A 13,817-nucleotide genomic window follows, 5' to 3' on the forward strand; every position below is an offset into this window, starting at 1 on the left:
CAAGGCCTGCTTCCTTGCCTCCCAGTACCCGAGTCCAGAACGCCGCCGCACCTACTGTGGTTGCTCTTCTTGCTGTTCGACGAGGACTGAACGCAATATCGGCCCGAGCTTTTTCGAATAAGCACCAGTGAGGTGACCACCGTCGGCGAACATGATGGTGTTGTTGACGAAAGAAGGACACCTGTTATCGTCGCCACAGAACCAAGACGAGGTATCTATCACCGATACGTTTGGTAAGTCGTCCGGTACAGCGGCGAAGACGGCAGCCTGCGTCTTGTCGTATTCAATTGACCTGGTGGTTATACAGTCTTTGGGTGTGCTGAGGGCAGTAGCGCACAGCTGGAGGTTCGTTCCGCCTGGTGGAGGTCCAAGTAGAACTACCTTCTTTGCTACTGAGGCGTACTGGGTAATCGTTCTTGCGGTGGCACTCGCCCAGTCGTTAATGGCATCATCACCAGTGGCTTGATTGGCAAGCCGTTGGGTTGTTTCCTGAACGCTGCTCATTATGAGCACATCAGGGTTTGCTTTGCTGACGTAGTCCTTGACCCAGGCATGGTGCCGCTCGCACTCTATATACTCGCCGCCGCCGCTGCTTCGGTCCTTGAGAACGGGCACGTCTACGGCCGGGCACTGCTGAAGTGTAAGTGACGTGATTTTCCACCCGTCACCTTCAAGAGCTGCTCGAATACCGGGCATGTAGCTTATGGCGATTGAGTCTCCCACAAGCACCGCAGTTTTTGAAGCTTCGGGATCACCGTAACTGCAGCGCGCTACGTCCTCTTCCCAAACATCATGGCATCTATCCAATACCCATTCCGGGACCCAAGCATCCGGGCCTAGATTGTCCACAGCAGGAGCCAGGGTTGGCCATTCCTCGTAGCCCAGACTGCTCTTGATTTGGCTTGCCCGGGCGGCCGGATCGACGTCCAGGGGAGCAGTTTGTATATCCGCTTCCAAGCGCGCAGATACGCCGGCGACCACTGTCGAAACAACCAGCGCTACCACCGCTGGGCCTACACCCACCAGGACGATCTTGGGCCATCCCAGGGAACGTGACTTCGGGGCTGCCCCGCCGACGGTTTTCCGGGGAGATCCGTCTTCAAGCCACCGGGATTTTCTGATTGGGTCTTCCACCAGATGGAAAGACGCCACGGAAAGCGTCACCATGACAACCAACTGAACCAAGACGACCAGCGTGCGTTGTGGCTGAGGAAAAATGGATTGAGAAATAATAATTGTTGGAAAGTGCCAGAGGTACAGTGAATAGGAGATTTTCCCAACGTATTGCATCGGCCACGCGGAAAGCAGCTGCGGAGTGTGACTACCGGAGCCCCCCGTACCTGCGGCGATCACTAGCGCGGTGGCGACCACCGGCAGTGCTCCCCAGGGAGCGGGAAATACCGATTGCGGATTGAGTGCGAAAAGGGCCACTGCTACGCCAGCCACGCCAAGCCATGCCAATCCTGCTCGTACAGCTTCTGGAATCTCCGATAAGCGGACGGCAAACACAGCCAAAAGGGCGCCGACCCCTAGCTCCCATGCGCGGGAGAATGTCGAAAAGTAGGCCCACGTGGGCTCCGCCGATGATTGCCAGCAGGCATAAATGAAGGAGGCCACCGTAAGTCCGACCATGCTGGCGCGCAGGACCTGCATGCCGCGTCGTTTGTGCCATCCAAAGCGTTTCACTGCCACGCCTAGGACAAGCACCACGAGCACTGGCCAGAGGATATAGAACTGTTCTTCTACCGCAAGGGACCAATAATGCTGCACGGGTGACACTGGACCGTGCGCCTGCATATAGTCGGTGCCGGCAGCAGCGAAGTGCCAGTTGGCGGCGAACAGTAGCGAATACGTAGAATCCACAAGTATCGCTTTGGCGCGACCAATACCCTGAATCAGGGAAACGGCTGCCGTAGCTGCAACGAGAACCAACACTGCGACTGGCATGATCCTGCGCAGGCGGCGCCGGTAGAAATCTACAAATGACAGCCGGCCGGTACGCTCGTGTTCACGAATAAGGATTCCGGTGATCAGAAACCCCGAAATGACGAAGAAAATGTCTACGCCAATGTAACCACCTGATGGCCACTTCAGTAGATGGTCAAGAACCACAACGCCGACGGCAATCGCCCGGAGTCCTTGAATGTCCTTCCGCATTCCGGCTTTCTTGTGCACCCTGAGGGGCGCCATATGTCTGGCCGGAGCCACAAGCGTCTTGTTTTGACCATTCATTTCGTCCCCCGAGACTCATGCCGACACGTTTGAACACCGTCGACTTACATGAGTGTGATGTGGCCTGGCCGTGACAAGATTGCTCAGGAGCCCTCTGCAGACATTATCGAAGGCGGCTTGCTACCTGGGGGTACAATTTCCCGCCTCCGGGCAACCGGCTTTGCTAACTATAGCGAAGGGTTTCAAGGCAGCGAAATCGGGCAGGCCAGCGGCTGCTGCTATCAGTTGTGAGAGACGCCGGACCGGCCGGGCCCACCATACGTACGTAAGTCACTCGTGGATGAACTTCGTCACCGTTGTTGATGGCCCCCTATGACTTTCTCGCGGGGAATAGCCCAGTTCCTGCAGAGCCACAGACAATTTCGACTCATTCGTTTTTTCAATAAGTATTACTACAGGATACTTCCGTATTCGTTCCGCCGAGGACGCAACGTCAAAACGCTGGTTGAAAATGCGCTTCCACTGTACTGCGGTAATCCCAAGAGTGGGATCGGCCAGGTTTGAAAAGGAGGCAGGATAGGCCTGGAACATGAGGTCGTTGGAATAATCAATGACGAAGGAGTCCCCGGGCCTGCCAAGCTCTTCCACTGCGCGGGCAACAAAACGGAAGTCGTCCTGCGGATCGCGCCCGAACTGGGTTCGCTGACCCAGATAAGAGGGCATGCAAACTAGGAACACTGCTGCCACTGCGACGCAGATGAGCGGCCGGCGATAGGGTGCCCGGAGGTTTGAAGGGCCTGAAAGTGCCAACACTGGCGCCGCCGCGAGAAGCGCCATAGATGGCAGCACAAACGTTAGATACCTCGGCAGATAGTAATCGCCACCGGTTAATAGAGATCCCCCTATCACCACCGCGGGAGGCAAAAGCAGCCATGGGATGGCAAGACGCAGAAGAAAGTGTCGGCGGATGGCAATTGCACTGACGAAAGCGGCTATCCAAAGCACTACCGCGAGTGCCGTCATAGACCAATTTTCACCCGGTGTGGGCGTGGGGATAATATCACCGCCCAGAATGAAATAGCCATCGGCAAAAAACTGTAAGAAAAAAAATTCATAAGGGAACGCTGGCCCGACTTCGCGGATCCAGGAAATTTGGAACTGCTGCTGACTGGCGATACCACCAATGAAGAGCGCGGGCGCGACCCAACCTGCAGAACTTGCAAGCAAGCGTCGCCATTCCTGCCGAAGTCGTGAATCTAGAACAACTGTGAGTGCGTGCGCAAAAACGAGCAGCACGCAATAGAACGACAGACTGACTGTAAAAAATCCAACGAGGGCGTATCCGCACCATTTCGCGGCAGCGGGGCGTTCCCGGATCGACACCAGCAAATATGTTGCAGCGACGGCACCAAGAAGAGTCAGCGCATAGGAGCGCGCATCTGTGGCAACGTATTGCGTGCGCGGCAGGAGGATCAGCAATGCCGTTGCCACGAGGCCGTACGATGTCCCAACGACTTTCCTGCCAAGTTCGAAAAACAGCACTGCAGCACAACTGACTGCTATGAGGCTAGGAAGGCGCAGGGAAACTTCCGAGAAACCAAACAATCCGGTCCAGCCAAGCATCAGTGTGTAGTAGGCACCGTGGACTGCATCAATGTTCGCAAGCAGAGCATACAGGTCAGTGATTGTCCGTCGGACTGCACTGATGGTCGCCGCTTCATCTGTCCAAAAACTAGGGCGCCACATGGCCATGCCGGAGTAGAACAAAGTCGTCAGGCCAACGGCCCATGACCACTTTGAGAATCCGGTACGCCCTGCATCTCGCGCCGCGGTTACGCTGGAACTGCCTGGGCGTGACGTGCTCAGAACGCAACCACCCTGTATAAGCTCCAATGACCCGGACGGGAAGCCAGGAAGTCGCGAATGTTCCACACCAGCATCCTGCTCGCCCTTCCAGAGTGTCCGACGTGTCGTTTTGTCACGAAGTTCTGTATCACTCAAACTCCTTCACCACGCGCCCAGACCGTGACGGCAGCAAGCGCAATTCAGCAACTGCTGGGATTGGCTGACAGGCGCACTTGTTGCCGGCGGACCGGCGGGGTGCAGCTAACCAAATTAAGCAGGCCATACTTACGCCCGTAAGACCCCGGATGGCAGCTTCGTGTTAAACATTAAGTACTAGCGCCGCTTGCCGATTCTATCTGATTGCCGCGCCATTCTTGGCTGCAGGGCGGTGCAGCCTTCTCACATAGATGCCTCCCCCTGCAAGTCCCAGGACGCAGGTTGCAAGAGCGCTGCCGATACCCCAGCCGATAGAGTCAGGCATCATCAGCATCAGAACTGTAACGGCGACAGCAGCAGCCATACCTTTCAGCATCAGCTTCATATTCACCAGTTTCGGGTCATAGCGGCGGACTACGAAAACGTAGGCAACGCCGAGAAGAAGATATGAAGTTACCTTGATCACGCCCAGGAGCAACAAATTCCCGCTGCCGGCTGGAAAAAAAGCAAGCCCCAGACCGACAGCGGCGACGCAAGGTGTTACCACAGCCATGAGCCGCGTTTTCCCGATAGCAAACAATTGCGAGGTCGAAATCAGGAAGACGACGTACCCGTAACCAAGAAGCGGAAGGGTTCGGGCGAGAAGGAGCAGGACGGGTTCGGGATCATTGACCAGCACATGGGTGGCCAACACCGCTACTCCACTGCCACCCAGAGTGAGCATAAAGCCGATGAAGACCGCTTCCCGCTGAACTTTTGCAACTTGACCGGTGTTATCGACGCCCCGGTGAGAAAAGATGGTTGTCTGCCACACGTTGGACAGAGCCATGATGACGGCAAGGGGTCCCAGGGCCAATGGCATAACAGCGTTGTACCGTCCGACGAGTTCCTCTCCGCGCAGCATCGTTATCAGGACCGATTCACCTTGTAGCATCAGCACGAGAGCGATGCTGTGCGGCAGGACAGGCAGGGAGGCCCGCACAGCATTCCGAAGCGATTCCCGGTACTTCATCGGGGCACCGGGCCTGCTTGTGAGCACCCCTGCCAAGGAAGCCGCCACGACGCATAGGGCAAAGCTGCCCATGTATATGGTGGCAGTTGGAGCTATGTAGATGATCGCTAATAGGCCGGCCACGTGTCCGAGAACGGTGGCGATCACGGTGATAACAACAAATGCCAGTGCCTTGTGCTGCGAGCGCAAGTAGGCGAGAGACATTTGAGTGATTCCGTGGAAACCGATTATGCCGACTGAAATCAGGTAGGGTACGACGCTATCGATTGTGCCGTTGAAAATCGTCACGAGAGCGAAAATGGAGGCTGCCAGGCCAGCGCCAACAATGCTGAGGCCCACGCCGAAACCGTTGAGGGAGCGCGCTTTATCCGGCCCACGGTCAGGGTCGAAATACATCGTACTCAAAACCATGGGGAGCCCGGCCGAAATAGCTATCAAACCGATTGAGATAAAGGAAAGGGAAAAACTTACCTGCCCCCACTGCTGGGGGTCAAGCAGCCGGATCGCGAACGGCTGGACCACGACTGCGCCAATGCCCTGCGCCACGGCGGCAATGAGATACAGGAGTCGGTGGTGCGTTGGTATTGCCGTTGGGTGTGTCTCTCCCGCCAACTGCGACTCGGCTGCCATTTATTTGCCCATGTCGAAGGTCCGGCGGACGTGCCACATGTAGAGCTTGGCGTAAAGAACCGGAAAAACCTTTATGAGCATGGCGGATAGTCCCAAGTGGGGCGCCGCAAGAGTTGCGTCGGCCACATCACGAATGGAAAGATCCTCACGGACGTACCGGATGATCCTGTCCACGCTGTCCTTGGGACTGCCCGCAAATAGCCCGCCCGAGACAGTAAGCACCCCAAGGAATGTACGCAGCGTGTTCCATGATCGAGTCTTCACCTGGCTGATCAACGCGGGGTTCAGACCACAACGCACTGAGTTCAGCGGTCCGTTTACGAATTCCATCGTCGGCTCCTGACTCCACGTTAGCGACTGGGCTTGGACGTGATAGACGTACACCGGCGTTGACACAATGCGTACACGGCGGCTGTACGAGTAGGCTATGGCGTTCACAACAAGGTCCTCGTAGCGGACGAGGTGATCAGGAAACGAGAAGTTTTCGAAGAGGGAGCGCCGATAAGTCTTGGCGTGAAGAAAGTTCCATAGCTTGCCTTGCAGGGCAAAATCCACTGTTTCCAGCCCGGTCAACAGACCCTGGGCGGAATCCGGCCGCGGATACCGGCGGCCTGCCGGGGTTTGTGCCACATGGGCTGCCACTACGACGTCCACATCCTCTGCCATGTGCTCTTCCATAGTGGCGAGATAATTGGGTAGCAGTTCGTCATCGCAGTCCAGAAAAGCAAGGAACTCACCCCTGGCCGCTGCGACACCTGCGTTGCGGGCTGCGCTGGGCCCACCATTCCGTTCCTGACGGATAAGGCGAATCCTGCCGTGCCGTTCTCCCACCGCAAGGCTTTCCACAATTTCGGGGCTATTGTCGCTGGAGCAGTCATCGACGACCAGAAGTTCCCAGTCGTCCCGGGTCTGGGCCAGCACGCTTCTAACGGCCCGTTCGACCGTGGATCGGCCATTGTAGACAGGCATCACGAGGCTGGTCCTGATGGTCATGGAAGTCCTTACGTTGTGCTCACGGATCGCTACCTGCGAAGGGTAGACGGTCCTGCCAGGTGCCTGCGGCAGCAGGTCTACTCTACCGGTCGCAGGCGGACTCCCCAGGCCAGCAACCACATCTGCAACCCTAGTAACAGCAGCACCAAGAGTGCTATCTTAGATCAGCTTCAAGGGGGGCGTTGACGATGTCAACGTAACCGCCACTGCCCTGTCCTTTTCCTGACGGCAACCCAGGTCTCATACGGTTGCCGGCAGGAGCTCGTTCCGGAGTTATATATGAATAAGCCCAAGCGCAAAAATAAAAGCTTGCAGCCGGAAAGGGGCCAACGCGCACGGGTGATGCCAGTGCTAATGGCCGCATGCACCGCAGCCGTTGTTGGAGTCCTGGGAAGCCTGCTAGCCGTCCCGTCCGCGACGGGCTCTGTGTTGCCATCGCCCGCCGCCACCGCGTCACCTGAAACCTCCCGAACAGTTCCCCATCATGGGACCAGTGAGGGTTCCGCGCTCCCAACGGAAGCCGTTCCTACAGGAGCAGCGGAAGTGGAAGCTTCGGCAACTGCTCCAGCCACGCCTGCACCGGAAAGCCCCGAGGCCAATCCCAATCCCGCCCGTTGGGGCGTCATGCCGCTGTCTTCCGCTGACGCCGCCGCGCTCGCAGTTGAGATGGGCCAAGGCGGGGCCTACATGGGAGCCGGACTTAGGGCGGTCTCAAGCGATGCTGAAGACGCCTCGGTAGCTGATCGCAGGACGATTTCGGCCGAGGCCTACAACACCTGGAAGCCACCCGGCATTCAAGGAGTGGACGTCAGCAGCTGGCAGCCCGGAATTGATTGGGACGGACAGTTCAACCAAGGCGCGCGTTTCGCCTATGTGAAAGCTACTGAGGGAACGACATACACCAACCCCGAGTATCACAACCAGTACAACGGATCACGTAGCGCGGGCATGATTCGCGGCGCATACCACTTTGCAACGCCAAGCACCTCGTCCGGAGCCGACCAAGCACGCTACTTCGTTTCGCGCGGCGGAGGCTGGTCAGCCGACGGGATTACCCTTCCGCCGCTTCTCGACATCGAGTACAACCCTTACCAGGCCTTGGGTAATACTTGTTACAACATGTCTGCAACGCAGATGGTCACTTGGATCAGGGACTTCTCAAACACCATGGTGGCACTTACCGGGCGTAAGCCGGCCATTTACACCACCACCGACTGGTGGAAGACCTGTACTGCAAACAACGGGGGGTTTTCAGACCATCCGCTGCACTTGGCAAGCTATGCGACTTCGCCTGGCACTCTTCCAAACGGCTGGAGCGCGTACAGCATCTGGCAGTATTCACCGGAGGGCCCGTACGTGGGCGACTCAAATGTCTGGAACGGCACGTACAGTCAGCTGAAGGCTTTCGCTTACGGGCGCCCGCTAAGCGCAGGAGAACATGCCGTATCAACTTTGGCAGAAGCTATGCCGCTGGGTGCCCCCCTCTACAGTACTGTCTGCGGAATCAGAGACAACGGGTGCTACCAAGGCTTCCGCAACGGGGAAATACTATGGTCTCCAGCAACCGGTGCCCATACGTCACGAGCCGGAGCCATCCGTTCCCTGTACCGTCAAATGGGAGCCGAGAACAGTCTGCTGGGATACCCAACGAGCGGGGAACAATGCGGGCTTAGGGACGGGGGCTGTTACCAGATGTTCCAGGGCGGCGCCATCCTGTGGTCGTTCAAGACAGGCGCGCAACTATCACGCCATGGCGCCATCAGGGAGGCCTGGGCAGCAGGCAATTTCGAAAATGGTGCGCTTGGCTACCCCACCGGGAATGAGATATGCGGGCTGCGCGACAATGGCTGCTACCAGTCCTACCAACATGGACAAATACACTGGTCACCCAAAACGGGCGCCCATCCCACGCGGAACGGAGCAATACGCAGCACTTGGGCTGCAGGCGGATACGAATCCGGCGTTCTCGGATATCCTACCGGTTCAGAATCGTGTGGGCTCAAAGACGGTGGATGCAGTCAGGCCTTCCAAAACGGCCAGGTCCACTGGAGCAACGCAACAGGAGCATACGCGACACGCGGCGGCGCTATCCGTAGCCTCTGGCTGGCTCTTAAGTCTGAAAATGGCGTGCTGGGGTATCCGCTCAGCTCCGAAATCTGCGGTTTGAAGGACAGCGGCTGCTACCAGTCCTTCCAACACGGGCAAATTCATTGGTCCGCGGGAACCGGTGCCCAGCCGACCCGAAACGGCGCGATCCGCAACGAGTGGGCAGGGAGCGGGTATGAGAACGGCGTACTGGGATTCCCCACCGGGCCGGAAACCTGCGGGCTTAGGGATAACGGTTGCTACCAATCCTTCCAGGGCGGCCAGATACATTGGTCGCCTGCAACAGGAGCCCAGCCGACCAAGGGTGCAATTTCAGCGCACTGGGCACAAAGCGGTTGGGAGAATGGGCCGCTGGGTTATCCGACGGGCCGGGAAACCTGCAGTGCTGGCAACGAATGTACCCAGACTTTCCAACGGGGAACGCTCACGTGGACTCCCACCACTGGCGTAACGCGGCGCTGAACCGGCGAAGGCTTCACGGCATTTGAAGGACGGGGGCTTTCGCCGGCTGTAGCGGCGAAAGCCTCCGTCCTTTGATGCCCTTAAAACAAACAGTGGTCGTTCCAACCCTGATGGAGCCTGGCTGGAACGACCACTGGGGACAGGACGTGTCCCGATGGAAGATTGAGGGAGTAACGCTAGGGACGAACAGCGTGCATGACCAGCTTGCCAAGCCCGGGCCACATGCGCTTGCTGACAACCTTGGGCGTCAGTGTCACGGCGTTGAGGCGCGAAGTGAGGTGCAGGCGTGCGGCGCGGGCCGCTTTCGTCCATCCAAGCGCCGCGAAGTCACGGGCACACTCATCAAAAAACGCGCGTTCTTCGGCAAAGCGGCGCCCGTCCAAGGCCCGGACCGAGGAATCCGATTCGCGGTGCCGGCGGTACTGAAAGCAAATTGTGTCCGTGACAAGCATCTTGCCACCGTCCATAATTATGTCCATCGCCAGCGCGATATCTTGTACCACATTGTACTGTTCCCGAAAATCGTGTTTCAGGATTGCGTCGGACCGCCATGCTACCGACGGGAAGTACAGCCAATCACCGGTAATTAGGCTCTCGGCGATTGGTTCGCCAGCGATGACAGCTTCGGAAGAGCCCCCAACGGCCAGCCGTCGAAGGCCCGCCTTCACTTTGTCACCCAGCGGCAGGTAAACATTGCCGTCCTCATCAATGACCTCAACACCAGGCTGAACAATCTTGATGTCCGGGTTCTGGAAAGCCTTCCGGACGGTGCCGACGTAGTTAGGCAGCATAATGTCGTCTGCCCCCATCACCACGACGACGTCGTGCTGCACTAGGCTCAGGCATTTCTTGTAATTGCCGTTAGCGCCGAGGTTGGTCTCATTCCGAAAGTAGCGAACACGCTCATCGGAATCCACCAGTTGCTGAAAGTATGCCGGGAGATCAGCGTCCGGGTAGCCATCGTCCACGATCGTCAGGACAAAGTCCTTGTCCTCTTGGTTAAGGACCGAATCTACAGCAGCCTTCATCATTGCTACGTCGCCGTAGTAGGGCAGCATTACATCAATAGTCAATTTCGCTCTTCTCTTGAATTGCTCGTCTGGTCAACAGTCTCAGTGGCGACGTGCCCGTGGTCCCGCGCTGATTCGCCCAAGCTCAGTCGGGCGACGGACGAGCGCAGGATGGCAACTTCCTCTGCCAGGATGCGGGTCTCATCCTCCAAGATGGTGAGTTCGCGGGAGACGTGGAGCCCCACACCCACCAACAGCACGATCGACAGCGCAAACAGGAGGTTGGAAGGAACTCGAACGCCAACGGCGGAGGCAGCGAAATCAAGCAGGTTCGGAAAGATTCCCAAAACGATGGTCAGTCCGCCTACCACCAGCCAAAGCACAGCGTATTTTTCGCGGAGCTTGCCAACGCGGAGCATCAGCAGGACGGCCAAGACCATTCCGATGGACGTGACCAGGGAAAAGGCAACACTCACGCGGGTACACTTCCTTCTCCGGCTATGTCGCCCGGCCGGGGTGTAGCTTTGTCAATCTGAACGCGCGGCCGCCGTCTCGCCAATGCAAAGCACAGGACGAGGCCGGAGCGTGCGAGATAAATCATGGCCTTGTAGGGGCTATGGCTCGGAGTGCCGGCCTGCCGGACTTTCATCTCGACAGGCACCTGCACCACTTTGCAGCCCGACTTAATTGCAACTACAAGGGAATCTATGGTGTCGCCCAAGTACTCCACCGGAAAGTGATCGATGTACTGGTGAAGGGCCCGCTCATTCGCAGCCCGGAAACCGGACGTCACGTCGGTCAGCTGGGTGCGCGCCACCTTCGAGATCACCTTGGCCAGCACAGTCATCGCCCAGCGGCGCGGTCCTTTGGCGTCATATTGGCCTCGGCCGGCAAAGCGGGCGCCTATTGATATGTCCGCGGTCCGAAGCCCTGCCAATACCCTGTCGATGTCGTGCGGATCATGCTGCCCATCGGAGTCGACCTGGATAGCAGAGGTGTAACCATGCCTTATCGCGTACTTGAAGCCAGTCCGCATAGCTCCACCGACACCGAGGTTAAAGGGCAGGCGAAGAACTGCTGCCCCTGCCTCCTCCGCGATGGCTGCAGTATCGTCATGAGAGCCATCATCAACAACCAGGATGTCGTGCTGCGGGACGACGCGGCGAACCTCCCGCACAGTATTGCCGATGGCTTCGGCCTCGTTCCAGGCAGGCATGATGATGAGCGTGCCGGACCGCGTCTTGTTACTCATGATTTGTAACTATAGCAAGGGAGAAATGCCCATCAGGCGCGCTTCGGAACCTGCGCCCGCCACAGGGCCTGCATAATTGGAAGGTTGACGTTTACTTTTGAGGAGCCGTAGCGCATGACATGGTGGCAGACTATTCCGACGTTCGCGTCGGCGGCATTGATCTACTTCTTGCCGGGACTGTCCATCCTTGCAGCGGCCGGGGTACGACGACTGAACCTGGTGGCCCTGGCGGTCCCGGTGTCCACCTCTGTAGCAGCATGTGCCGCCGTCGTAGTCCCTTTCCTGCACCTTCCCTATACGCCATTGGTGTACTTCAGCATCAGCGGCGTCTTGGCCCTTCTGACATTCGCGGCCGCACGTCTATGGCGGAAAAAGGGAAAGCATATTGGGCACCTGGCCTCCAACGGGCCGCTTCCTGCGGATCCAGGGCCTTGGACAGCCAAACTTGCGGTACCTCTCGGCGCTGTCCTGGCAGCCGTGCTGATCGGGGCACGCTTCATCACCGGTTTCGGCGGTCCCGACAACTTTTCACAAACATTCGATAATGTGTACCACCTCAATGCCGTCCACCATATTGCGCAGACGCACAACGGCTCATCGCTGACGCTGGGAAATCTCACCGCCGAATCCAGCTACTTCTACCCGGCGGGCATGCACGACATGATGGCCCTGCTGCAAATGCTGACAGGCAGCTCTGTCCCCACTGCCGTCAACGTGGGCACAATCGTCATAGGAGCAGTTGTATGGCCTCTGGGTGCCATGTTCCTGGTCAGCAGGCTTGCAGGGAACAGGCCGGTGGCGTTACTGGCGGCCGCGGCACTTTCGGCGGGCTTCAGCGCCTTCCCCTATCTGCTCGTCGGGTACGGCGTCCTGTACCCCAACAACGCTGCCATTGCGCTGCTTCCGGTAGCCTTGGGGCTGGCTGTGGAAGCCCTGCGCATGTCCAAGGGGGCGCCGTCGTCGTTTGTACCGCCCGTCCTGGCCTTTTGCGCTGTGCTGCCAGGCATGGTCCTGACGCACCCCAGCGCGATGGTGGCTCTCCTCGGTTTCCTGGTTCCGGTATTCCTGGGCCGCCTCCTTGAAGTTTTCCTTGCCTGGCGTGCTGGCGGGTCGGCTGCACGGCCTGTCGTCTGGTGGGCAGCCATTTGCGCACTTTATGGAGCGGGCGTGGTTGCGGCCTGGCTGGTTCTACGGCCGGGGCTCGGCGCAGCTCCCTGGCTCCCGTTCCAGTCCAATGCCCGAGCCATCGGCGAGATCCTGGGCAGTGCACCCATGGGCACCACCACGGCATGGATGATGGCCATCCTCACTGTCATCGGGCTGTATGTTATTGCCCGGACGCTGGCCCGCACATGGTGGATGCTGGGCATGTTCCTTGTTGCGGCGCTGCTGTACATGGTCGTATCCAGCTGGCCTCCGGGAACTTTCCGGACTTTGCTTACCGGGGTTTGGTACAACGACAGTTTCCGTCTTGCGGCTCTTCTTCCTGTCGTCACCCTTCCTATCGCCGTATTCGGCGCCGAATGGGCAATTTGGCGCATTAGAGCTCTGCTGGAGCGCGTGGCGAAGTTCACCAAGGCCCGCAGAAAGAGCTCAGAGGGGGCCACCTTATGGAGTAGGTCACTCGCAGTGGATCCCGCGGGAATGATGGGCGCCGTGGTCTGGGTAAGTATTCTCCTGCTGGCCCTCCTAGCGCAGGGTGGAACGCTGGCCCAGATTCAGGGCAGGATCTCCTCCATTTTCAGCATCACCGAGAGCTCCGACCTCGTGGATGAGGACGAGATGAAGATACTTAAGCAGGCAAAAACCCTGGTTCCGGAAGATGGCGTTGTGCTCGCAAACCCTTTGACGGGAGGCTCGCTTGTATACGCACTGGCGGACCGCCAGCCGGTTGCCCCGCACATATTCGGGGAGCGCAGCGACAATGAGCAACTGTTGCTTGATCACTGGGACGAGGCGGTCTACAACAAAGACGTTTGTCCTGTCATCAGGGAAATGAACGCCTACTGGGCCTTGGACTTTGGCAGCAAAACAGTGATCCCTACCGAAGATCCCTTTCCCGGCCTTGCCGATGTGATAGCCGGTACAGCGCACGGCACAGAAGTTCTAGCGGAGTCAGGAAATGCACGGCTCGTCCGCATGACCGCCTGCGGCTGACCCGCCCTGCCATGGTGATCCC

Annotated in this window: 9 protein-coding genes; 2 read left to right on the forward strand and 7 right to left on the reverse strand. The window is 58.2% G+C overall.

The genetic code is table 11. The annotated features are described in order from the left end of the window. Positions 1 to 51: 51 nt before the first annotated feature. The 4 genes from FDW84_RS06885 to FDW84_RS06900 all read right to left on the reverse strand — a co-directional run bounded on the left by FDW84_RS06885 (position 52) and on the right by FDW84_RS06900 (position 6,808). Complete coding sequence (locus FDW84_RS06885) at positions 52 to 2,157, reverse strand: acyltransferase family protein (protein ID WP_171046694.1); 2,106 nt, start codon at positions 2,155 to 2,157, stop codon at positions 52 to 54. Positions 2,158 to 2,502: 345 nt separating this feature from the next. Beyond that, on the reverse strand, positions 2,503 to 4,173 hold the full coding sequence (locus FDW84_RS06890) for a glycosyltransferase family 39 protein (RefSeq protein WP_205754734.1): 1,671 nt from the start codon (positions 4,171 to 4,173) through the stop codon (positions 2,503 to 2,505). A gap of 196 nt (positions 4,174 to 4,369) precedes the next feature. Next, the gene (locus FDW84_RS06895) at positions 4,370 to 5,731 is read right to left on the reverse strand and encodes an oligosaccharide flippase family protein (RefSeq protein WP_205754735.1); all 1,362 of its coding nucleotides are present in this window, start codon (positions 5,729 to 5,731) and stop codon (positions 4,370 to 4,372) included. Positions 5,732 to 5,815: 84 nt separating this feature from the next. Continuing rightward, positions 5,816 to 6,808, reverse strand: coding sequence for a glycosyltransferase family 2 protein (locus FDW84_RS06900; protein ID WP_138607888.1), 993 nt, complete (start codon positions 6,806 to 6,808; stop codon positions 5,816 to 5,818). 543 nt (positions 6,809 to 7,351) lie between these two features. On the opposite strand from FDW84_RS06900, the gene FDW84_RS06905 reads away from it, so the two are divergent. Further along, on the forward strand, positions 7,352 to 9,376 hold the full coding sequence (locus tag FDW84_RS06905; protein WP_171046696.1) for a GH25 family lysozyme: 2,025 nt from the start codon (positions 7,352 to 7,354) through the stop codon (positions 9,374 to 9,376). 176 nt (positions 9,377 to 9,552) lie between these two features. Here the strand turns inward: FDW84_RS06905 and FDW84_RS06910 are convergent, their stop codons facing one another. The 3 genes from FDW84_RS06910 to FDW84_RS06920 are packed head-to-tail and all read right to left on the reverse strand — an operon-like array spanning position 9,553 to position 11,638. Further along, the gene (locus FDW84_RS06910; RefSeq protein ID WP_138607892.1) at positions 9,553 to 10,449 is read right to left on the reverse strand and encodes a glycosyltransferase family 2 protein; all 897 of its coding nucleotides are present in this window, start codon (positions 10,447 to 10,449) and stop codon (positions 9,553 to 9,555) included. Then, entirely contained in the window at positions 10,446 to 10,862 is a 417-nt protein-coding gene (locus FDW84_RS06915; RefSeq protein ID WP_138607894.1) for a DUF2304 domain-containing protein, read from the reverse strand. Before FDW84_RS06915 ends, FDW84_RS06910 begins: the two co-directional genes overlap by 4 nt. Continuing rightward, positions 10,859 to 11,638, reverse strand: a complete 780-nt coding sequence (locus FDW84_RS06920) for a glycosyltransferase family 2 protein (RefSeq protein WP_240721417.1) — start codon at positions 11,636 to 11,638, stop codon at positions 10,859 to 10,861. Before FDW84_RS06920 ends, FDW84_RS06915 begins: the two co-directional genes overlap by 4 nt. Before the next feature lie 114 nt (positions 11,639 to 11,752). Between FDW84_RS06920 and FDW84_RS06925 the strand changes: the two genes are divergently transcribed. Continuing rightward, complete coding sequence (locus FDW84_RS06925; protein ID WP_138607896.1) at positions 11,753 to 13,795, forward strand: DUF6541 family protein; 2,043 nt, start codon at positions 11,753 to 11,755, stop codon at positions 13,793 to 13,795. The last annotated feature ends 22 nt before the right edge of the window (positions 13,796 to 13,817 follow it).

This window comes from Pseudarthrobacter sp. NamE5 (assembly GCF_005796225.1).
In the GTDB taxonomy this organism is placed as follows: domain Bacteria; phylum Actinomycetota; class Actinomycetes; order Actinomycetales; family Micrococcaceae; genus Arthrobacter.